Raw genomic sequence first — 21,285 nt, 5'->3', positions numbered from 1 at the left:
ATGGCGCAACCTCGGTCGCCTCGCTCACCATCACCGTCAACGGCGTCAACGACGCACCGGTCGCGGTGGCCGACACCAATTCCGGCCTCGAGGACACCACCATCACCGGCAGCGTCGCCACCAACGACAGCGATGTCGATGACGGCGCCGTCCTCAGCTACAGCCTCAATGCGCCGATCGCCGGCCTGACCCTCAATCCCGATGGCAGCTACAGCCTCGACGCCAGCAATGCCGCCTACCAGCACCTGGCGGCCGGCGCCTCCACCGATGTCGTGGCCAGCTACACCGTCACCGACGAACATGGCGCAACCTCGGTCGCCTCGCTCACCATCACCGTCAACGGCGTCAACGACGCACCGGTCGCGGTGGCCGACACCGCTTCGGTGAAAGAGGACACAGCGCCCAATCCGGTCAGCGGCAATGTGCTGACCAACGACAGCGATGTCGACACTGGCGATACCCGCAGCGTCACCGCCGTCAACGGTTCGGCCGGCAATGTCGGTGCCAACCTAGTCGGCACTTACGGCACGCTGCATCTCAACAGCGATGGCACCTACACCTACACGCTCAACAACGCCCTGGCCTCGGTGCAGGCTCTGGCAGCAGGTGCCACAGCCACCGACGTCTTCACCTACACCAACGCCGACAACCATGGCGGCTCATCGAGTTCCAGCCTGACGGTGACCATCAACGGCACCAATGATGCCCCGATCGTGGTTGCCGACACCGCTTCGGTGAAAGAGGACACAGCGCCCAATCCGGTCAGCGGCAATGTGCTGAGCAACGACAGCGATGTCGACACTGGCGATACCCGCAGCGTCACCGCCGTCAATGGTTCGGCCGCCAATGTCGGTGCCAACCTAGTCGGCACTTACGGCACGCTGCATCTCAACAGCGATGGCACCTACACCTACACGCTCAACAACGCCCTGGCCTCGGTGCAGGCACTGGCTCAAGGTGCCACAGCCACCGACGTCTTCAGCTACACCAACTCAGACAACCATGGCGGCTCTTCGAGCGCCAACCTGACGGTGACCATCAACGGCACCAATGATGCTCCAGATATACATCTTGTGGCGACAGGGACGCCGGACACAGCGTCCGCGACCCTGACAGAGACCAATGCCGGCCTGTCGAGATCGGGCACGCTGACGGTGACCGATGCCGATGTTGCCGACACTGTCAGTTCCACGGTCACAGCTGTCGTGGCGTCAGGAACGACGGCTGGTCTCACTTCAAACGCGGCCCAACTTCTTGCCATGATGGCTGTTTCGCCGATATCGGGCTTGGCCGCCAATCCTGCGGACACCCACAACCTTAACTGGACCTTCAACTCCGGCACGCAGGCATTCGATTACCTTGCTGCCGGTCAGTCCCTGACGCTCACCTATACTGTCCAAAGCACCGACAATAACGGTGCGTCGGATACCCAGACCGTCACCGTCACCGTCAACGGCACGGACGAGGCGAGCAACACGCTTATCAGTACGGTCGCTGCGAGCAAGCAATCAAGCAATAACAGTCCAAGCACAGCTCAAATAACTTTCAATACCACGAGCATACATGCAAACTTCGTCGACATCACATCGGCAATCCATGTGTCGAATGCGACCAATGACGCGTTCATAGTTGCTGGCAGCGGCCATTTTGACGCGGCGACACAAACGTATTCGTTTGACGTAAATAAGGGTTCTGGCAACAACGGATCAACTTACAGCGTTACTATCGATGCTGGAGCGTTCTCGGATAATGCAGGTCATACAAACGCAGCCGCGACCCAAGGCGGCCTCAAGCCCGCTGGCACCTCCGGCGAGCCCATCAATCTCGCCTTGACCGACCCCTCGCACGAGGACGCGCTCATCACCGTCACCGTGAAGGACGTGCCTACCGGCTGGACGATCGACGGCGCGACGCACAACGCCGATGGATCCTGGACGGTTCAGTCCAGCGCCATCCACGAACTGACGGTGACAACGCCGGCCAATTTCGTGGGCGCCGCAGTGCTCGACGTGCAATTGACCTGGATCAATGCCGACGGCACCTTGGGCAGCGCATCGATCGCCGACAATGTCGAGGCCTACGCTCCGGGATCGCCGATCTTTGCCTGGTCCAGTGACGACGTGCTGACCGGCTCGCACGGCAACGATCTCTTCGTCTTTTCGCAACCGATCGGCGCCGACACGGTGCACAATTTCGACGCGGCAGCCGACCAGATCGACCTCATCGGCTATAACGGGTTGGCAGACTTTGCCGACCTCCAGTCGCATATCGCCGACGACGCCAACGGCAATGCGGTGATCGCGCTCGGCGACGGGCAGTCGATCACGTTGGAAGGCGTGCATTCCTCAACGCTTGGCGCTGGCAATTTCGTCTTCGATCAGACGCCTGTGGTCGCCAATTCAGGCACCATGACGATCGGCGACGGCGCGTTGCTGCCGCTCAGCGGCATTATCAACAACAGCTGCCTCATCTCGCTCGACTCGACCGGCGGCGATACGCTGCTGCAGGTCGTTCAGCACGGCGTGACCTTGCAGGGCGGCGGGCAGATCCTGCTGTCCGATAGCGCCGCCAACATGATCTCCGGCACCGGGCCGGACGTCAGTCTGGTCAATGTCGACAACACGATCTCCGGCGCTGGCCAATTGGGCGGCGGGATGCTGAGCCTCGACAACAGGGGGACAATCATCGCCTCGGGCTCGAACGCGCTGGTCATCGACACCGGTGGCAGCGTCGTCGTCAACTCCGGAACGCTGGAAGCAACGGGTTCTGGCGGTCTGACGATCACCGGCGGCCTGGCGAATTCAGGCATGCTCTGGGCCAATGGCGGCAACATCGTCATCCACGGCCAGGTTACCGGCGACGGCGATGCCACGATCGGCAATCTGTCGAAGCTCGAGTTCGGCGGCGCCTCATCGACGGATGTCACCTTCGGACACGACGCTGCCGGCACGCTGCAACTCGACGATTCTTTCGATTACAGCGGACGGATCGGCGGCATCACCAATGATGACAGACTGGACCTCAGGGACATCCTGTTCGGTGCGGGAACGACGGCCGTCTATCAGGCAAACCAGGATGGCAGCGGCGGAACGCTGACCGTTTCGGATGGCACCCATGGCACCGCGTTGCATCTGGTCGGCAGCTATGATGCGAACGCCTTCAAGCTTGCCGATGACGGCCAGGGCCATACCGTCGTTTCGTATAATCCGGCGGAATTCACGCTGACCGGCATCGGCAATGGGGCGATTTCAAGCGACTTCGTGGTGTGAGCGAAAACGGCCGCCGGCTGTGGCGCTCCCTGACCTGACGAGTATCGAGTGGGGTTCTGGAAGTGGATAGCAAGTCTCGAATTGTAAAGGATGCGCTCCGGGCATGCCGCCGCTATTTCCTGCTTGCGGCGGCATTCAGCCTGGCGATCAACCTGCTTTACCTCGCCTCCCCACTCTACATGCTGCAGATCTACGACCGGGTTGTCACCAGTGGCAGCGAAACCACGCTGGTGATGCTGACCCTGGTGTTGCTGGCGGCCTTCCTTTCGCTGGCGGGTCTCGACCTGGTCCGCGCCTGGATCCTGACGCGTGCCAGCGCCCGGCTCGACCGGTTGCTCTCGGCAAGGATCCTCGCCGCGTCTGTCGAAACCCCGTCGCCCGGCTCCTCGCCGAGCCAGCCGATCCGCGACTTCGATACGTTCAGGCAGGTCATCACCGGCAGCGGCATCCACGCCCTGTTCGACCTGCCGTGGTCGCCCATCTACATCGGCATCATCTTTCTGCTGCATCCTTGGCTCGGCTTCTTCGCATTGGGCTGCTCGCTGCTCTTGATCGGCATGGCCGTGCTCAACGAGTATCTCGTGCGCTCGCCGCTGAAACAGGCCAACGAGCTGGCGACGAACAACTATAACTTCACCGAGATGAGCCTCAGGAACTCGGAAGTTGTTCGCGCCATGGGGATGATTGACGGTCTCATCCGTCGCTGGGGGCGCGACCGAAACCTGGCGCTGCGGCGCCAGGCGGAGGCAAGCGACCGTGCCGCCCTGATGTCGGGCCTTATCCGGTTTCTGCGGCTGACCATGCAATCGCTGATCCTCGGCCTCGGCGCCTATCTGGTCATCGAACGGCAGATTACCGGCGGCACCATGTTCGCGGCGAGTCTCCTGCTGGGCAGGGGGCTGCAGCCTGTCGAGCAGATCGTCGGCCTCTGGCGCAGCCTGATCCTGGCGCGGGCAGCGTTGGCAAGAGTGGAGAAGCTGGTCGACGGGGGCGCGCGGAACGAAAGAGCGTTCAACCTGCCCAAGCCCAGCGGCACGATCTCCGTCGAGCAGGTAAGCTTTGCAATTCTCAGCCAGCAAAAGGTGCTTCTGCGGGAAGTGTCGTTTCGGCTGGAGGCTGGCGAGGCGCTCGGAATCGTTGGCCCCTCCGGCGCCGGCAAGTCGACCCTGGCGCGCCACCTTGCCGGCGTCATGCAACCCAGTCGCGGCACAGTCAGGCTGGATGGCGCCGACCTGTCGCAATGGGGGCACGACGCATTAGGTGATCACATCGGTTACCTGCCGCAGGATATCGAACTCTTCTCCGATACCGTCGCCGCCAATATTGGGCGCTTCAAGACCAATGTCGACCAGGAGGTTATCGAGGCCGCGCGGCTTGCCGGCGTGCACGAGATGATCATTCGCCTGCCGCAGGGCTACGAGACTCAGATCGGCGAGGGCGGCGCCGTGCTGTCAGGAGGATATCGGCAGCGGATTGCTCTTGCCCGGGCGGTGTTTGGAACGCCGAAGCTGATCATTCTTGACGAGCCGAGCTCCAATCTCGACGCCGACGGCGACCGCGCGCTGAGCGACTGCGCGATCGAGCTCAAGCGCCGCGGCAGCACGGTTATCATCGTCTCGCATAGGCCCTCGACCTTGGCGAATGTCGACAAGATCCTGCTGTTGCGCGATGGCGCCGTCGAGGCGTTCGGCATGAGAAACGAGATCGTGGCGCTGCTCAATCAGCGCGCGGCTCCAATGGCGGTGGCAACGCAATGAGCTGTGGTCGGAGAGATCGATGAGCGACAGCGCCCTCACTTACCATAGCCTGCCCGGCGAGGTCGGCCTCGTGGCTCCGGATTCAATCCGCGTGCCCGCCTATATCGGCCTGCTGATCATAATGGGCTTTTTCGGCATTTTCGGCGGCTGGGCGGCCTTTGCCCCTCTGAACGGCGCCGTGCTCGCCGACGCCATCGTCAAGGTGGAAGGCAATCGCAAGAGCGTCCAGCACTTCGACGGCGGTACAGTGAAGGAGATCCGGGTAAAGGATGGCGACGTCGTCAGGAAGGGCGACATAATGCTGAAGCTGGACGACACCAGGATTCGGTCCGAGTTCAATCTCTATGCCCAGCAATACGCGCTGTTGCGCGCAACCGATGCCAGGATCCGTGCCGAACTGGACGGCAGCGAGGCTGTCGCCTTTCCCAAGGACATCCTCAAAGAGCACGAGGACTACCTCAAGGACGCAATGGCAAACCAGATCGCCGACCTGGAAAGCCAACGCGCCTCGATGGCCGGCGCCAGGCAGATTCTCGAGCGGCGCATTGCCGAGCTCGAGGAGCAGATGCGGGGCAAGCAGTCTCGGGTCGAATCCTACCAGGCTCAGCTTAAATCGACGATCGAGGAGAAGGCCAGCCTGTCGAAGCTGCTCAAGGCCGGTTTGACGACTCGCCCACGCATCCTGGAACTGGAAAGGTCGGCCTCGGATTTGCAGGGCTTGATCGACGATAATCTCGGCGCCATCGGCGGCAGCCAACAGAGCAAAGCCGAACTTGAGAGCCAGATCGCACAATTGACCAACGAGCGCCGGACCAAATTGTCGGCCATGCTGATCGATACGCAATCGAACCTGTCCGATCTCATACCCAAGATGTTCGCCGCCCAGGCTGCCATGGATCGGGCCGAAGTGCGTGCGCCCTATGACGGCCAAGTGATGGATTTGAGCGTCTTCTCGATCGGTGCGATCGTGGCGCCGGGCCAGACCATCCTCGACATCGTGCCGACCGAGAATTCGCTGATCGTCCAGGCGCAGGTTCGCGTCGAGGACATATCGAACCTGCGTCCCGACATGGCCGCCGAAGTGCGTTTCACATCATACAAGCAGCGTTCGATACCCATAATTCATGGACGCGTCACCCGCATTTCGGCGGATCGCATTACCGATACCAAGACCGGCTTTCCCTATTATCTCGCGGACGTAGCGGTCGATCCGGTGGAATTGGCAGCGGCCCCGCAAATCGCGCTTTATCCGGGCATGCCGGCGTCGGTCATGATCGTTACCGAGCAACGCACGGCACTCGACTACATTTTAGGCCCGCTGGTTGTATCGTTCCACTCAGCGTTTCGCCAGAAGTGACGGAAATCCAACACGCACGCGCCGATAACTCCAGCTAACCAGTCGTGAATATCCTTCCCTCCGCATTGCGGCGCTCCTGGCCATGAAAAATCCAGGAGACCGTTGGATATGGGCGTGGACGTATGTTAAGGGGTGTGCTGAATTGGTTCAGCCGCTTACCAAGCTCCACATCGAGGGCTGCATGCTGTCGCGAGTGATGTCGATGGTCGCAAGGGTGACAGGCAGCTTAAACCGTCGTGGGCCAGCGCTGCCCGGATTCAAATAGAGCACGCCATCCACTGTCTCCATCCTTGGCACGTGCGAGTGACCGGACACGATCAAATCGATGCCCTGGACAACCGGGTTGATCTGCAGCGTCTTGAGATCATGAAGCACGTAGATTGCTCGTCCAGCGAGGCGGACGAGCTCGGTTTCCGCGTATTCCACTGCCCACCCACCGGTGTCCACGTTTCCTCTGATTGCGGTAACCGGTGCGATACCGCGAAGCGCTGCGATGATCTCAGGGCGACCGATATCTCCTCCATGAATGATGTGGTCGACCCCGGCTAGGCAGCGCACTGCCTCCGGCCTCAGCAAGCCGTGCGTGTCCGAGATGACACCAATCCTGAATGTCATAGCTCTGCCATCAGACGGTGAGGGTGGACAAATCCGTTGCGATAAGGCTGTTCGTAAACGTCCGGACCGCTTCCGCGAGAATTTCTTCGTCAGAATAGCGGCCGGAGATGTGCGTAAGAACGAGTTGCTTTACATCACTGGTGGCTGCCAGCGATGCCGCCTCCGCAGCCGTCAGATGTCCATAGTCGCGCGCCATGGTCGCATCTCGTTCCAGGAATGTGGCTTCGATGACAAGCAGGTCGGCGCCGCCCACCTTGTCGGCCAATCCATCGGTGGTTTCGGTGTCGCCTACAATGACCAGCTTCTTGCCGGCTTCGGGTGGTCCGAGGACTGCTTCGGGAGCAATCGTCCTGCCGTCTGGGAGAGAAATTGAACGTCCTTCGGCCAAGTCCCTCCGGATCGGACCGTCTGGCACACCGAGAGCTACCAAGCGGTCCGAACGGAGGTGACGACGCGCCGGCGTCTCGAAGACGAAGCCATAGCTGTCGGTGTCGCGATGGCGAACTTGAAAGCAATCGACCGTGAACTCATCCACCTCGAACACGCGTCCGGGGACAAGCGGCACGAGTTGCAGCGGGATCGGCGCGCGTCCTTCACCCCAAAGGCCAGCGAGCATGCGGGCGACGACGTCGAGCGTGTCTGCGCTGCCATGAACGGTTACAAGGTCCTCGCTCTGCCGGAGCCGAAGCGTCGAGAACAAGCCCGGAATCCCGAGCACGTGGTCGAAATGCGCGTGGGTGAGGAGCAGCCGATCAAGTCGCCTGAATCCGGCACCACCGCGCAGAAGCTGACGCTGGGTGCCTTCCCCGCAATCGACCAGCACCCGTTGACTACCGGCTTCAACGAGCAGCGCCGGATGATTGCGCTCGGCCGAGGGCACGCTGGCCGAGGTCCCGAGGAAGATGAGCCTGAAGGTCATGTGAGCAGTCTACATCGCGGACAATGAGACCTCAAAGCGGGGGAGGGAGCGGTCTTGGATAGACTTCGCGTAACGGCTTGGCGTCCGATCTCAGTCATCGAAATCGGGGTTTTACCGCCTGAAAGCAGGCATCTCGGATATTGTGCATAGTCCGCTCCAGCAGATGTGACCCGCTCAAGTTGACGGTGGTTTTGGCGGCAAGCCAGAATGTTCAGCGACTGCCCGTCCCATGGCGACAACACGCGCGCGGCAGCGTGAAAGTGGCGCCGGCCGCGTTGTCCGCTTTCTCGCGCGGTCTGCAAGCCGACGCCGGCTTTCGATCCTGAAGCGAACGGCGGCTTTGCGCGGCCTTTCAACCTGGAAAGATCGTGAAACCACCATCGACGCGGATGACCTGACCGTTGATGAAGCGCGCGCGCGGACCGGCGAGAAAGGCCACCGCCTCGGCGATCTCTTCCGGCTCCGCATAGCGGTTAAGCGATTTGCTGCTCGAATCCATGCGCTTCGGATCGACCACTCGGGTCGCCTGGAACCGGGCCGTCTTGGTGGCGCCGGGGCTGACCGCATTGATGCGCACGCCGTCGTCGATCAGTTCCTTGGCGAGGCAGCGCGTGTAGTGCACGACCGCGGCCTTCAACGTCGAGTAGACGACCTCGGGCGAGCAGCCGAGATGTGCCGCCGCCGACGCGATGTTGATGACGGAGCCGCCCCCGCGCTGCTTCATTGGCGGCACGAAGGCCTGGCAGACCAGCATCGTGCCGATCAAATTGTTCTCGGTGAGCACGCGGATGTCCTCGAGTTCGATGTCGAGGGCGTTGTTCGGGTTCGGCTTGCCGCCCTTGGCGCCGATGTCGCCGCCGGCACAATTGACCAGCACATGCACCTCACCGAGATCGGCCTCGATCTTGCGCTTCATCTCGGCTACCGCCTTCTGGTCGCCAATGTTGCCGGTCACCGACGTGACCTTCGTCCCATGACGCTTCAGGCGCTCGACCACCTCGCCGAGATTGGCGAACTCTCCATATTTGGCCGGCGCTGTTTCGTCCATGTCGTGGATCGCGACATTGGCGCCGAGTTCCGCCAGGCGCTCGGCCATCACGCGACCCAAGCCACGGCCGGAGCCGGTTACGAAGGCGGTCAATCCATCGAGTTCACGTGTCGTCACCAGATCTTCTCCACTTTCATCAAATCAGATTGCGCATGTTGGCGGCGCTGCGCCGGATCATGTCGAGCTCATAGGAAACCAGGGAACCGTCGTCTTCGCGCTCCCAAGGAGTGCGGTAGTCCGCATCGTCGGGCAGCCGATTGCGCTGCGCGGCGCGCAGGCAGGCGGCAAAGTCGCGTGCCGTCTTCGGCGGATAGCCGTGCCACCATTCGTCGCTGAGAAAGCGGACATGCCTCGCCTCCAACGCGCCCGGTTCCAGGACGGCGGTCATGCGATCGTGGTGTTCAGCAAGAATTGCCAACAGCTCGGCAAACGGCACTGCTCCATCGCCGACGGCACAACGGATCAGCCGGTAGCCTTCGGCCGTGAACTGCACGCGGTAATCCTTCAGGTGGATATGGCGGACATAAGGTGCGATCCGCCTGACAAAATCGAGCGGTGCTTCGCCGACCGGGAATGTGTTGCCGGTGTCGAAGGTGACGCCGACGCCTTCGCCGCCGAGCGCGCAGAAATCGGCGAGTTCTTGGCTGGTGAAGTCCTGGTGGTTTTCGATCGCAAGGACATGGCCCTCGGCCATCGCGCGGGGACCCCATTCTCTCAATCTGTCTCGAATAATACCGACGAACTCGCCCCATTTCTCGCCAGCGGCATTACGGTCGCCACACAGAACCGGCGTCAGCGCGGTTCGGATGACTTTGGCCCGCAGCAGGCGTGCGGCCCGGAATGCCTCGTCGAGCGGTTCGCCCACCAAAAGACCGCCGCTGACGATCGGTGTGATGCCGAGGCCGGCGAGCTTTTCGCCCAGTTCGATCACCGCGTCGTCGGAAAGCTCGGTCAGCCACGGCACCCAGATCTCGAGAACCCGCGCGCCGAGTTCGGTCGCCAGCGCGATGAACCCTTCGAGCCCCGCCGGCCTCGGATTGGCGCGTGGCGTGCCGCGGCCCTGCAGGCCGAGATGATAGGTCAGACCGTAGGGGTTGAGGCCGACCTCGATCATGGGGCGATCCTTTGAAGGGAGTTTTGCGGTCATCGCAGGCCGGCATCCACGGTGATCGACTGCTTGGTGATCATGCGGCTGTCGTCGGCGGCGAGGAACAGCACCGTCCGGGCGATCTCGTCGCCCAGCAGAACTTGGCGGATCAACTGGCGCTGCACGACCTGGTCGACCGACGCCTCCGTCTTGTACCAGAGCTGCCTCTGCCGGTCGGTGATGACAGCGCCCGGCTCGATGGCGTTGACGCGGATGTTGTCAGGGCCAAACGCCCGCGCCAACGCGAATGTCAACCCGACCACCGCAGCCTTGGCCGTCGCATAGGGCGCCATCTCGGCCGCGCCGAAGCGCCAGGCGATCGAGGAAAAATTGACGATCGAACCAAAGCCCAACTCCTTCATGTGCGGATGCACGGCCTGGGCGGCAAAGAAGTGGTGCCGGAGGTTCACGTCCTGGGCATGGTCCCAGTACTCCTGCGTCACGCCGGCGACTGGGTGGCGATTGTCGTCGCCGGCGTTGTTGACCAGAACCGCGACGGATCCGAGGCGGTCGCGCACCGTGCCGATCGCCGCCTGGAGCGCGGGAATATCGGTCACGTCGCAGCGGATGAATAACGGCTTGTGCGCTGCCGTGGCGCCGACTTCTCGTGCGAGTTCTTCGCCGGCCTCCTGCCGCAGATCGAGAAACGCGACGCGTGCGCCATTGGCGGCGAAGGCGCGAACCGTGTCGGCGCCGATGCCAGACGCGCCGCCGGTAATCAGCACCACGCGGTCGGCCAGGCTCGGATAGGTGGCAAAGGGCAAATTCGGAACTCTCTTCAGATCAGGGGTTGGGTCAGATCAGGGGTTGGGTCAGATCAGGCGTTGGGTTGTCGGGTCGAACAGGCACGCACGCGCCATGTCGATGCCGAGTGTCACCGTCTCACCCATCCGGGGCGTGCCGTCGGGGTCGAAACGACCGGTGATTTCCTTGGCGCCCAGGCGCAGAACGGCCATGGTCTCCGCACCCGTCGGTTCGACCAGTTCGACCACGGCATTGATTTGAGCGATGCTTGGCTTGCGACGCTGAAGATCGGGATCAAACCGGTAGATGTGCTCCGGCCGTATGCCGAGCAAGAGCTGTCGCGGCGAATCGGAGGCAAGCGTCTGGACGATCGGCAGGCTGGCCGTCTTGCCGTCGGCGGCCTGCAAGGCGACGGAGGGGCGCCCGTCTTGTTCGCCCAGTTCGGCCGGCAAAAAATTCATCGCCGGCGAGCCCATGAAGCCCGCGACGAACATGTTGGCCGGACGGTTGTAGATCGTGGCCGGCTCGTCGAATTGCTGGACCGAGCCCTGGTTCATCACGGCGATGCGTGAAGCCAGTGTCATCGCCTCGACCTGGTCGTGGGTGACGTAAACCGTCGTCTTTCCGACGCGGTGATGCAGCTTCTTGATTTCGGTGCGCATGTCGACGCGCAGCTTGGCGTCGAGATTGGAAAGCGGCTCGTCGAACAGGAACAGTTTCGGATCACGCACCAGCGCCCGGCCCATCGCGACGCGCTGGCGCTGGCCGCCCGAAAGTTGTCCGGGCTTGCGCCCAAGCAGCGGTTCGATCTGCAGGAAAGCTGCAACCCGCTTGACGGCCTCGTCCTGCTGCGACTTCGGTACGCGGCGGCTTTCCATGCCGAAGGTGATGTTCTCGCGCACCGTCATCGTCGGGTAAAGTGCGTAGGACTGGAACACCATGGCGATGTCGCGGTCCTTCGGAGCAACCGAATTGACCAGCCGGCCGTCGATGCGGATCTCGCCGGAGGTGACAGATTCCAGCCCGGCGATCATCGCGAGCAAGGTCGACTTGCCGCAGCCGGACGGTCCTACCAGCGCGATGAACTCACCGTTCTGCGCCTCGAGATCGATGCCCTTCAGCACCTCGACCGCGCCGTAGTTCTTGCGCAGGGATCGGATGGTCAATGTCGACATGCGATGCCTTTCTTGGCGGTCGGGGCGATCGGCGACATGCGACAGGCTGCGCTCACTTGATCGCACCTCACTTGATCGCACCCTGGGTCAGGCCGCGGACGAAATACTTGCCGCCGAAAAGATAGATCAGCAGCGGTGGCAGCGCGCCGATCAGCACCGCGGCGCTCATGACATCGTAGGCGCGTACATTCGTGCCGCTTGCCGTCAGCGCGACGAGTGCGGCCGTGATCGGCTGTTGCTGCCCGGAGGTGAAGACGACACCGAACAGATATTCGTTCCAGATGCCGGTGAACTGCCAGATCACCGTGACGATCAGGATCGGTGAGGAGAGCGGGAGAATGATCTTGCGGAAGATGCGCCAGAAGCCCGCGCCGTCGATGCGTGCCGCCTTGATCAGATCGTCGGGGATGCTGACGTAGTAGTTGCGGCAGAACAGGGTGGTGAACGAAATGCCCTGGATGACGTGAATGACGATGAGCCCGTAGGTCGAATTGCTGAGGCCCAGATTGCCGAGGATGAACGCCCAGGGCATCAACGAAATCTGGCCCGGGATGAAGACGCCGAGCAGCATGCAGGTGAACAACGCTTCCGAACCCTTGAAGCGCCATTTCGACAAGATATAGCCGTTCATCGCACCGACCACCGTCGAGATGATCGTCGCCGGGATCGTCATTTTCAGGGAATTATAGAAGTTGCGCTGCATGCCCTCGCAGGTGCCGCCGATGCAATAGGTGCTCCAGGCCTGGCCCCAGGCTTCGAGGCGGAAGCTGCGTGGCAGCGAGATCAGCCCGTTGCGCGCTATCTCTTGCTGATCGCGGAATGAATTCAGCACCACGACCAACAACGGGATCAGGTAGATCGCCGCGAAGATTACCAGCATCCCATAGATGACGAAGCGGGTGAGGAAGTGCCTGCGTGCCGCGACTGTGGCAGCGTGATGGTCCTGCGCCTGGTCCAGCGAAACGTCAGCCATGGCCGGCTTCCTTGCGCCGGCGCCAGACCACCCAGAACGAATAGGGCACAAGCACCACGGCAAGAGCGGCAAGCATCATGATGGCCGCCGCGGCGCCTTCGCCGATCTGGCCGCGTTGGAACATCAGGTCATAGACGTAAATGGCGGGGAAGGTGGTCGAGATACCCGGCCCCCCTTTGGTGAGGGCCGCCACGAGGTCGAAAGTCTTGATGGCGAATTGGATCTGGATGACGGCGACCGCCAGGAAGATCGGCGCAATCGTCGGCAGAAGCACTTTGCGATAGATGCGGAAGGTCGATGCGCCGTCGATCTGCGCGGCCTTGACGAGGTCCGAATCCACCGAGCGCAGCCCCGCCAGGAAGAGCGCCATGGCAAAGCCCGACGACTGCCAGACACCGGTGATGATCACCGCATAGATTGCATAGTGTCGGTCGCTGGCGAGTGCGAAACTGAAATTCGTCCAGCCCAATCCGCGCACCATCGCCTGGATACCGTCGGTCGGGTTGTAGAGCCAACTCCAGACCGTGCCGGTGACGATGAAGGAGACGGCCAGCGGATAGAGAAAGATCGTGCGCCAGACCGCTTCTGCGCGCACACGCTGGTCGATCAGGATCGCCAGCAGCAGTCCCACCGCCATCGAGCCGACAATGTAGAAACCGCTGAAGAGAAAGAGGTTGTTGTAAGCGATGTTCCAGCGCCGGTTCGCCCACAGGGACGCGTAGTTGTCCAGGCCGACGAAGCCGTAGGTCGGGAGTAGCGAGGAGTCCGAGAGGGAGATGTAGAGCGTCCAGCCCGTGAATACGAAGACGTAGACGAAGCTCGCCACAAGCGAGGGGCCGAGCACCAGCAATGGCATCGCCGAGCCCAGCCGCTCTCGCCAGGGGCGGGCGGGCGCCGGGGTCGATAGGATCAGGTCGTGATTTGACATTTGCGGCGCGGGACTGGGATCGAGGATGGCCGGGCGCGGATAGAATTTGCGCCCGGCCGTTCCCGTCTACTTCTGTGCTTCGGCCGCGTCGGCCATCGCATTGGCGCCGTCCTCGGGTGACATGTCGGGAGTCGCCACGAACTCCGTGATGGCGTCCATGATCGCGCCGCGCATCTTCTGCGGGATGGTCATATTGTGCGCCATCGAGCGGACCAGCGTGCCGTCCTTGATCGAGGCCTGCAGATCCTTCTGCGAGAGCTGCTGGCACGGATTGAATCCGTTCGAAAGATCGATATCAAGTCGCGCGGGGATCGAGCCCTTGGCCTGGTTGAAGACCGTCTGGAAGTCCGGCGACAGAATCAGGCTGGCAAGCAGCTTCTGGCCGTCGATGTACTCCTGGTCCTTTTGCTTGAAGAACACGACCGAGTCCGAGTTGAGGATGAAGCCGGGTTTGCCCCAATCGGTCGGTGCCTGGGCGCAGACATAGTCCGTGCCTTCCTTGAAGCCGGCGGCGGTCAGCAGGCCGATCGTCCAGTCGCCCATGATGTGGAAGGCCGCGTCGCCCTTGCCCACGAGCGCCGACATAGAATCCCAGTCGCGGCCAACCATGCCCGGATCCATGTACTTGGTTGTCATCAGGCGCATCTGCTGGAAAGCCTTGACCATCCCGGGGCTGCGCATGGATTCGACGTCGCCCTCGACGAAGGCCTTGCGATAGAGATCGATGTCCTGGCCGTAGAGCACGACCTCGAACACCGTCGAATCCGTCCAGTCGGCGGTCGAATGCGAGATGCAGATCTTGCCGGAGGCGACGATCTTGTCGCAGGCTGCATTGAATTCGGCCCAGGTCTTGGGCATTTCCTTCACACCGGCGGCCTGCATGACCTTCGGCGAGGCCCAGAGCCAGTTGATGCGGTGGATGTTCATGGGGGCGGCGACCCATTTGCCTGTCGGCTTCATCACCGGAAGCAATTCCGGCGCGACCACTTTCTCCCATCCTTCCGAAGCCGCCAGCTCGTCGAGATCAGCGGTCATGCCGGTCTTGTTCCACTCGGCGATTTCCGGACCTTTCAACTGCACGGCGGGTGGGGCATTGCCGGCGATCACGTCGGCGCGCAGCTTGGCCAGCGTATTGGCTGTGTGACCGGCGATCGAGGTCTGTTCCCACTTGCCGCCCTTGGCGGTGAACATCTCGCCGAGCTTGGCGATCGCCTGGGCGTCCGATCCAGTCGCCCATTGGTGCAGCAGGTTCGTCTTGGGCTCGGCGAAGGCTGCCCCGGCGGCAAAGGTGCATGCAAGAGCGGCCGCGAGGGCGGTCATGACGCATTTCATAGTTTCACTCCCATATGGTGTTGCACGGTTCGTATCGACCGCTTATGGCCGCGGTTTGAGGCCGCCGCCGGCGAGATGCGTTAATCTCGAGTTCTTTCCAACATGACATATTGGAGCTATCAGTCAACGATGTTTATGTTGGTCCATGACAAAACCCTCGCTTAGAGCCTGGCTGATCGACAGGCCGTCCGCATCGCCGGAGAGCATGATCGTGCGCTGCCTGAGCGAGCGCGGCGCCCTCTCGGCGTCGCAGATCGCACGCGTCACCGGCCTGGCGCGCTCGACGGTCTCAACCGCGCTCAATGGCTTGAGAAAATCGGGCATGGTGATCGACACCCCGACCAGTCGCGAGGGGATCAGGGCTATCGGGAGGCCAGCCGCGGCCGTGACGCTCAATCCGACGGCGGGTACCTGCGTCGGAATTCACCTGGGACTTCACGAGATGCGGCTGATCGTTGCCGATGTCTCGCATTCCGTCATCGTCGAACAAACTATCCCCATGGCACTGGACTACCAACCGCAACAGGCGGCCCAGATGGCCAAATCGGCAATTGCGCAATCTTACGAGGAAAATGGTCTGCCGGTGGCGGGGCTCCTGGGGGTTGGGATTTCCGTCTCTGGTCCTGTCAGTCGCGATGGAATGGTCCTGCGCGCGAGCATCGTTCCAACATGGGCCGGCGTCAACATACCAGATGTGTTCGGACCCATCTTGGAGCAGCCCATCTTCGCCGACAACGAGAGCAATTGCTCGGCCATTGCGGAACTGATGTGGGGTGCGGCAGTCGGCCATGACGATTTCGTGCTGTTCAAGATCGATCTGGGGGTCGGTGGCGCCATTGTCCAGAATGGCCGGCTGGTCACGGGCATTGCCGGCGGCGCCGGCGAATTCGGGCACATCAGCATCGATCCTGGCGGCGATCTTTGTCGGTGCGGCAATCGCGGATGCCTGGAACTCTATGCGAGTTTTGCCCGGCCGCTGGAGCAGATTTCGCGTGTTGTGCGGCGGCAGGTCACCATGGACGATGTCATCATGATGGCCAGGGAGGGCGACGTCAGGGCGTTGCGGATGATCGAGGACACCGCCGAGATCGCCGGCCGGGGTCTCGGCTTGATCGGCTCGGTGCTCAATCCGCCGCTCATCATCATCGGGGGCCAGATGGCGTTGGCGGGCGACATTCTGTTGACGCCGCTGATCGCTTCCTATGAACGCCACACGCTCATCAAGTCCCGCGATATCGCTCCGGCGCTTCGCACGCGCATAATCGTTGGCAAGCACACCGAGAACGATGCATTGCTGGGCGCGGTCGGCCTCGTCCTGAGACACCAGACGAAGGAACTCTCGCTCGGCTGATCGGCTTGGGTCACGTCGCGACATGCCTGGGGCCGTCGATCGCCCGCCGACGTCCACGCGGAGATTATGGGCAGCCTGAATGCGGCCATTCATACCAAATGCGCCGGCCGGGCTCTGGACGTGCGCCGGCATGACCGGGGTCGGGGATCGCCGCCAGCCAGACTTCCAACGCCTGCGAGCCACGGACCAGGATTTCGGGTATGGGCCACGCGCTCGTCAAGGTCCCGACTTCACGGCGTTCAATCGAGAGGAGATATGGCCCCGCACCTTTGCTCACGAACGGACAGCCAAAGTCCGTCGTGTCCAAGCACCAACGCTCTCACGCTTGCGGAAACCACGCTCACTGTAGGGCGGATGGCTGACCGTCAGAGCCTCACGAACCGATAGACGAGGCGATCGGTCTCGCCCTTGATCGAGGGATCGAACACCTTGATCGAGTGCGGATCGTCCTTGTTCGCGAGCATGGTGCTTTCCGCGTCCAATACGAAGCCGGCCGCCTCCACCTCCTCGCGAACGGATGCAGGCTCAATCCGATGCAACGACTGGGCGTCGCTCGTGCCGGCCCCTAGGGCGGCGGCGTGATCCACGATGACGTAGGACCCGCCGGGCTTGAGCCGCTGATGGACGGCTCGATTGAAGTCGGCCGCCGTAGCACCCCTGGCCTGGATCAGTGCGGTGTGGAGATCGTGGTAGAACAGGTGCAGCCACAGGACATCCGCTGGCTGCGTGACATCCGGCATCGCCACAAGGTCCGCCGAGACGGCTTCGACGTTCTCTCGGCCCGGCTCCTTCGCCAGCGTCCGCATGCGGCCAACCGGATCGTTCTTGAAATGAGCGACTTCGGCCGGCACGAAGCTGTAGACTCGTCCTTGGGGGCCCACGATGTCCGAGAAGAGACGGGTCCAGTCGCCGTCGCCTGGATAGACGTCAATGACGGTGGAGCCCGCATCGATGCGTGCGAACCGGATCAACTCGGATAGCTTGGATGGGTCGTACATCGGGATCTCCTTTCGGTCTGGACGTTCTTTTCGCTACCCATGGAGATTCTCCATTTCCCACGGATCGGATCGCGCGCGATCCGATCCGTGCGTCCTTCCTCAGTCAAACTTGATCAGATCCTTGAAGATCAGATGGCCCCAGCTGTTTCCGCGGGCCTGGACCAGCAGCCCACCTTCCGACAGCCCGCCAAGTTTGATCGGCGAGAAGCCGAGATTTTCCGCGAGCGCACCAATCTCCGCCGCGGCAGCGTCATCGTCGCTCGCCAGGAACACCACTCTCCTGCCACCATGCACGGCCGGGGCTTGGTCGAGGGTGGCAGCGATCAAATGGTTGAAGCCTTTGACCAGCCTTGCACCAGAGAATGCCTGCGCGATGAACTTGGAAGAAGGCTGTCCTCCCAGTTGCTCAGGGGGCACGCCATAGGCATTGGTTACATCGACGATGGTCTTCCCCTGCCAGGTGGGCAGCGCCTTCGCGACGTCCGGATGCGACTCGAAACGAACTGCCAAAAAGATGATGTCCGCCTTGACGGCTTCCGCCAGTGTTTTGGGAATGATCGTGGGTCCGATCGCGGCGGCCGCGGATGCAAAGCTTTCGGGGTCGCGCGTGGTTGCCACGGATACTTCGATGCCGTTGCGGGCAAACGCCTTGGCCAGGGCCTTGCCGATATTGCCGAAGCCGATGATTGCGTAGCTCATGATGTTTCTCCGATCGTGTGTGATGCCAGGGGTCAGACTTGCGCCAGCCCTCCGTCGACGGCGAGATCCACGCCGGTGATGTAAGAACTTTCATTGGAGGCGAGGAACGTGACAGCAGCCGCGATTTCCTCTGGCTGGCCCCTGCGGCCCATGGGGACCTGCGAGGCGAATTGGGCGGCCGCCTGCTCAGCTTGCTCAGGCGTAAGGCCCGTCGTTGTCGCCAGGGCGGGGGTCTCGATCGGTCCCGGGCTCATCGTATTCACCCTGATCTTGCGGTCCTTCAGCTCCAGTGTCCAAGCGCGCGCGAAGTTGCGCACAGCCGCCTTGGTCGCGGCGTAAACGCTGAACCCGGGCAGCCCCATCACGTTCGAAACCGAAGAGGTCAGGATAATCGAACCGCCGTCCCGGAAGAGGGGAAGGGCTTTCTGCACCGTAAAGAATAGCCCCTTCACGTTCACATCGAAGGTCTGGTCGAAATGCGCCTCCGTCGCCGCAGCGAGCGGAGCGATTGTCCCCGCGCCCGCGTTCGCGAAGAGAACGTCGATGTGACCATGTTTCTCTTTCACGACGGCGTAGAGCCGGTCCAGATCGTCCAGGCGCGCCACGTCGCCGACGACCGCCGTAACGTTTTCTTTGATGGCGGCGGCGGCCTCCTTCAGCTCTTTCTCGCGTCGGCCGGTGATCACGACGTGCGCGCCTTCTTCCACGAAGCGCTTGGCCGTGGCCAACCCGATCCCGCTGCTGCCGCCGGTGATGACTGCGATCTTACCTGCAAGTCTTTCCATGATGTTTATCCTTCGTTGTGCGTGTGCCGGGCTTGGGACCAAGAGGGGGTCAGAGCTGCGCCAGGCCGCCGTCGACGGCGACTTCGCTGGCGGTCATGAAGCTGCTGTCCGACGATGCGAGAAAGGCGGCCACGGCCCCAATCTCCGCCGGATCCGCCATGCGCTGGAGCGGAGTCATCGAGGCGAAGGCCTTCTGGCCCTCCTCGCCCAGCGCTTCCTTCGCGAGTTCGGTCGCCGTCGCCCCGGGCGACAGCACGTTTACACGGATGCCGGTTCCCTTCAGGTCCTCTGCCCAGGTCCGCGCGAGATTGCGCACCGCCGCCTTGCTCGCGCTGTATGCGGTGAATGCGGGCGCGCCCGTCGTGCCGGCGCTCGATCCGGTCAGGATGATCGAACCGCCCTTGCCCATCAGCGGCAGCGCCTTCTGGACCGTGAAGATCGTACCCTTCACATTGGTGTCGAAAGTTTCGTCAATGTGCTCGGGGGTGATCTTGCCGAGCGCAAGCGGGCTTCCCGTCCCGGCATTGGCGAAGACGATGTCGAGGGTTCCGCGCTCGGCCTTCACCGCCGTGTAGAGCCTGTCGAGGTCGGCCAGATCGGACACAGAGCCGTTCACCGCGCGGGAATTGGACCCGAGGTCGGCCACAGCGGCGTCAAGCGCTTCCTGCCGACGACCGAAGATGAAGACGAAGGCGCCCTCCGCGATGAAGCGCTTTGCAGCGGCGAGGCCGATGCCGGTAGCGCCGCCGGTGATCACGGCGGTCTTTCCATTCAGTCTGTTCATGTCATGCATCCTTCGTGGACTTGCTCAGAAACCGGAGAAATGCTTGCCCTCAAGCTTTCCCATGCCTTCTCTTGTCGTGGGTCGGGACCGCATCTGGCCCGAGACCCTCGAAATGGGTCCGGCGGCATCAGTTGTTGAGTGCGCAAGCACGCACATCGGTGGTGCAAAATCGATCCGGGTGACCGACTGACGCCAGCCGCGGCGATCGGTTTCTGCCGTTCGAAATTGGGCCGCGCTCGTCGACAAGGCTATGATGACGGCCGTACTGCTGTACGATGGGCTGGATAAGGGCTTTGAAAGGCGCACCGCGCGGTGCCGGATTGCACCATGATCGACTGGGATGACGTTCGCTACTTTCTTGCCGCCGCACGCGGAGGCTCGGTGCGGGCTGCCGCCAAGCGGCTCGGTGTGAACCACGCGACCGTGCTGCGACGCATCGCTCATCTCGAGGAACGCCTCGGGGCGCAGATGTTCGAAAAGCTGCCTTCGGGCTACCGCCTGACGGCTGCGGGCGAGGAGGTCCTCGATCTCGCGCACCAGATGGAAGCGTCGTCGCACTTGCTGGAGACGCGCGTCTTCGGTCGCGACCAGAGCGCGCGCGGGCTTTTGCGGGTGACGCTTCCACCGTTCCTCGCCACACACTTGCTCATGCCGGATCTTGCCGACTTCGCGCGTTTGCATCCGGACATCGAGATGGAAATCTTGACGTCCGGCGAGGTGGCGAATCTGACCAACCGAGAGGCCGACGTCGCGATCCGCATTGTCGCCGACCGCAAAACCCTGCCGCTCAATCTTCACGCCCTAAAGGGACCGCAGTTGTTCAGCGGCGTCTACATGTCTCGCGATCGACTAGTCGCATTGCGTGCGGGCACGCCTGATCCCATCCGTTGGATCGTCATAGACAGTCATGGAATTCCGGACTGGGCGCGTGACGGAGAAGTTCACACCACGGGAGCTCCGTTCAGGACGCCGGACGCCGAGACGCAGATCATCGCGGCACAGCAAGGGATCGGGATGACGAAACTGCCGTGCTTCGTCGGAGATACCGACCCCCTGCTGGTGAGAGTGCCGGGCACCAATCTGCCCATGCATGGGACACTCTGGCTTCTCACGCAAGGGGAGACGCGCAAGACGAAGCGCGTGCGGCTCTTCACCGAGTTCGTATCCCGCAGGCTCGCCGCGCACGCTCCGCTTCTCGCCGGGCTGTCCATGTCGCGCGACTGACGCCTGGAGCAATTCCAGGAAAAGTGTGTACGGTTTTCCCGGGAGAAGCGCGTAGCGCTTCCCCTTGGGAATTGCGTGAAAACAAAGAGTTAGAGCGGGTCGGCGATTCCATCAGACGCTGAACCGCTCTAGCGGGTCACAGGCGACGCCGGTTGCGGAACCGAGCAAGCAAATGCGGGG

18 protein-coding genes are annotated in these 21,285 nt (G+C 62.3%); 5 read left to right on the top strand and 13 right to left on the bottom strand.

Going from position 1 to position 21,285, the window contains the following annotated elements:
* The 3 genes from LB564_RS14555 to LB564_RS14545 form a co-directional block, all read left to right on the top strand.
* On the top strand, nucleotides 1-3,269 hold a 3,269-nt coding region (locus LB564_RS14555; protein WP_224538686.1), incomplete at its 5' end, for a beta strand repeat-containing protein.
* 62 nt (nucleotides 3,270-3,331) lie between these two features.
* Complete coding sequence (locus LB564_RS14550; RefSeq protein WP_224538684.1) at nucleotides 3,332-5,026, top strand: type I secretion system permease/ATPase; 1,695 nt, start codon at nucleotides 3,332-3,334, stop codon at nucleotides 5,024-5,026.
* Nucleotides 5,027-5,045: 19 nt separating this feature from the next.
* Entirely contained in the window at nucleotides 5,046-6,383 is a 1,338-nt protein-coding gene (locus tag LB564_RS14545) for an HlyD family type I secretion periplasmic adaptor subunit (RefSeq protein WP_224538682.1), read from the top strand.
* Nucleotides 6,384-6,530: 147 nt separating this feature from the next.
* Here the strand turns inward: LB564_RS14545 and LB564_RS14540 are convergent, their stop codons facing one another.
* The 9 genes from LB564_RS14540 to LB564_RS14500 form a co-directional block, all read right to left on the bottom strand.
* Nucleotides 6,531-6,998: a metallophosphoesterase family protein gene (locus LB564_RS14540; RefSeq protein ID WP_224538680.1), complete on the bottom strand. Its 468-nt coding sequence runs from the start codon at nucleotides 6,996-6,998 to the stop codon at nucleotides 6,531-6,533.
* A 10-nt stretch (nucleotides 6,999-7,008) separates the two neighbouring features.
* Nucleotides 7,009-7,917, bottom strand: coding sequence for an MBL fold metallo-hydrolase (locus tag LB564_RS14535; RefSeq protein ID WP_224538678.1), 909 nt, complete (start codon nucleotides 7,915-7,917; stop codon nucleotides 7,009-7,011).
* Nucleotides 7,918-8,269: 352 nt separating this feature from the next.
* Complete coding sequence (locus LB564_RS14530) at nucleotides 8,270-9,082, bottom strand: SDR family NAD(P)-dependent oxidoreductase (RefSeq protein ID WP_224538675.1); 813 nt, start codon at nucleotides 9,080-9,082, stop codon at nucleotides 8,270-8,272.
* A 19-nt stretch (nucleotides 9,083-9,101) separates the two neighbouring features.
* The gene (locus tag LB564_RS14525) at nucleotides 9,102-10,079 is read right to left on the bottom strand and encodes a sugar phosphate isomerase/epimerase family protein (RefSeq protein WP_224538672.1); all 978 of its coding nucleotides are present in this window, start codon (nucleotides 10,077-10,079) and stop codon (nucleotides 9,102-9,104) included.
* Between the two features lie 29 nt (nucleotides 10,080-10,108).
* The gene (locus LB564_RS14520; protein WP_140710862.1) at nucleotides 10,109-10,876 is read right to left on the bottom strand and encodes an SDR family NAD(P)-dependent oxidoreductase; all 768 of its coding nucleotides are present in this window, start codon (nucleotides 10,874-10,876) and stop codon (nucleotides 10,109-10,111) included.
* Nucleotides 10,877-10,924: 48 nt separating this feature from the next.
* Nucleotides 10,925-12,031 (bottom strand): ABC transporter ATP-binding protein, encoded by a 1,107-nt coding sequence (locus tag LB564_RS14515; protein ID WP_224538669.1) that lies wholly within the window; start codon nucleotides 12,029-12,031, stop codon nucleotides 10,925-10,927.
* A 67-nt stretch (nucleotides 12,032-12,098) separates the two neighbouring features.
* Nucleotides 12,099-12,911: a carbohydrate ABC transporter permease gene (locus LB564_RS14510; protein ID WP_411910233.1), complete on the bottom strand. Its 813-nt coding sequence runs from the start codon at nucleotides 12,909-12,911 to the stop codon at nucleotides 12,099-12,101.
* Nucleotides 12,912-12,996: 85 nt separating this feature from the next.
* Nucleotides 12,997-13,932, bottom strand: coding sequence for a carbohydrate ABC transporter permease (locus LB564_RS14505; protein ID WP_224538666.1), 936 nt, complete (start codon nucleotides 13,930-13,932; stop codon nucleotides 12,997-12,999).
* 66 nt (nucleotides 13,933-13,998) lie between these two features.
* Nucleotides 13,999-15,252: an ABC transporter substrate-binding protein gene (locus LB564_RS14500; RefSeq protein WP_224538664.1), complete on the bottom strand. Its 1,254-nt coding sequence runs from the start codon at nucleotides 15,250-15,252 to the stop codon at nucleotides 13,999-14,001.
* Nucleotides 15,253-15,469: 217 nt separating this feature from the next.
* On the opposite strand from LB564_RS14500, the gene LB564_RS14495 reads away from it, so the two are divergent.
* On the top strand, nucleotides 15,470-16,615 hold the full coding sequence (locus LB564_RS14495) for an ROK family transcriptional regulator (RefSeq protein ID WP_263493350.1): 1,146 nt from the start codon (nucleotides 15,470-15,472) through the stop codon (nucleotides 16,613-16,615).
* A gap of 365 nt (nucleotides 16,616-16,980) precedes the next feature.
* On the opposite strand, the gene LB564_RS14490 is transcribed toward LB564_RS14495, so the two are convergent.
* The 4 genes from LB564_RS14490 to LB564_RS14475 all read right to left on the bottom strand — a co-directional run bounded on the left by LB564_RS14490 (nucleotide 16,981) and on the right by LB564_RS14475 (nucleotide 19,881).
* Nucleotides 16,981-17,613, bottom strand: coding sequence for a class I SAM-dependent methyltransferase (locus tag LB564_RS14490; RefSeq protein ID WP_140705086.1), 633 nt, complete (start codon nucleotides 17,611-17,613; stop codon nucleotides 16,981-16,983).
* Between the two features lie 99 nt (nucleotides 17,614-17,712).
* A complete protein-coding gene (locus LB564_RS14485; protein ID WP_140705088.1) occupies nucleotides 17,713-18,312 on the bottom strand; it encodes an NADPH-dependent F420 reductase in 600 nt (199 codons plus the stop codon).
* 32 nt (nucleotides 18,313-18,344) lie between these two features.
* Nucleotides 18,345-19,097 (bottom strand): SDR family NAD(P)-dependent oxidoreductase, encoded by a 753-nt coding sequence (locus tag LB564_RS14480; RefSeq protein WP_140705090.1) that lies wholly within the window; start codon nucleotides 19,095-19,097, stop codon nucleotides 18,345-18,347.
* A gap of 49 nt (nucleotides 19,098-19,146) precedes the next feature.
* Nucleotides 19,147-19,881, bottom strand: a complete 735-nt coding sequence (locus tag LB564_RS14475; RefSeq protein WP_140705092.1) for an SDR family NAD(P)-dependent oxidoreductase — start codon at nucleotides 19,879-19,881, stop codon at nucleotides 19,147-19,149.
* 327 nt (nucleotides 19,882-20,208) lie between these two features.
* On the opposite strand from LB564_RS14475, the gene LB564_RS14470 reads away from it, so the two are divergent.
* On the top strand, nucleotides 20,209-21,105 hold the full coding sequence (locus LB564_RS14470) for a LysR family transcriptional regulator (protein WP_140705094.1): 897 nt from the start codon (nucleotides 20,209-20,211) through the stop codon (nucleotides 21,103-21,105).
* Nucleotides 21,106-21,285: the final 180 nt, after the last annotated feature.

Source organism: Mesorhizobium sp. ES1-6 (genome assembly GCF_020164775.1).
GTDB lineage: Bacteria > Pseudomonadota > Alphaproteobacteria > Rhizobiales > Rhizobiaceae > Mesorhizobium.
This window is presented reverse-complemented; position numbering and strand designations above follow the sequence as displayed.

Coding starts and splice junctions, on each gene's coding strand:
- LB564_RS14500 (WP_224538664.1), bottom strand. CDS start 15,252: ATGACCGCCCTCGCGGCCGCTCTTGCATGCACCTTTGCCGCCGGGGCA.
- LB564_RS14495 (WP_263493350.1), top strand. CDS start 15,470: ATGATCGTGCGCTGCCTGAGCGAGCGCGGCGCCCTCTCGGCGTCGCAG.
- LB564_RS14510 (WP_411910233.1), bottom strand. CDS start 12,911: ATGCTGGTAATCTTCGCGGCGATCTACCTGATCCCGTTGTTGGTCGTG.
- LB564_RS14470 (WP_140705094.1), top strand. CDS start 20,209: ATGATCGACTGGGATGACGTTCGCTACTTTCTTGCCGCCGCACGCGGA.
- LB564_RS14535 (WP_224538678.1), bottom strand. CDS start 7,917: ATGACCTTCAGGCTCATCTTCCTCGGGACCTCGGCCAGCGTGCCCTCG.
- LB564_RS14505 (WP_224538666.1), bottom strand. CDS start 13,932: ATGTCAAATCACGACCTGATCCTATCGACCCCGGCGCCCGCCCGCCCC.
- LB564_RS14490 (WP_140705086.1), bottom strand. CDS start 17,613: ATGTACGACCCATCCAAGCTATCCGAGTTGATCCGGTTCGCACGCATC.
- LB564_RS14515 (WP_224538669.1), bottom strand. CDS start 12,031: ATGTCGACATTGACCATCCGATCCCTGCGCAAGAACTACGGCGCGGTC.
- LB564_RS14485 (WP_140705088.1), bottom strand. CDS start 18,312: ATGAGCTACGCAATCATCGGCTTCGGCAATATCGGCAAGGCCCTGGCC.
- LB564_RS14480 (WP_140705090.1), bottom strand. CDS start 19,097: ATGGAAAGACTTGCAGGTAAGATCGCAGTCATCACCGGCGGCAGCAGC.
- LB564_RS14475 (WP_140705092.1), bottom strand. CDS start 19,881: ATGAACAGACTGAATGGAAAGACCGCCGTGATCACCGGCGGCGCTACC.
- LB564_RS14540 (WP_224538680.1), bottom strand. CDS start 6,998: ATGACATTCAGGATTGGTGTCATCTCGGACACGCACGGCTTGCTGAGG.
- LB564_RS14525 (WP_224538672.1), bottom strand. CDS start 10,079: ATGATCGAGGTCGGCCTCAACCCCTACGGTCTGACCTATCATCTCGGC.
- LB564_RS14545 (WP_224538682.1), top strand. CDS start 5,046: ATGAGCGACAGCGCCCTCACTTACCATAGCCTGCCCGGCGAGGTCGGC.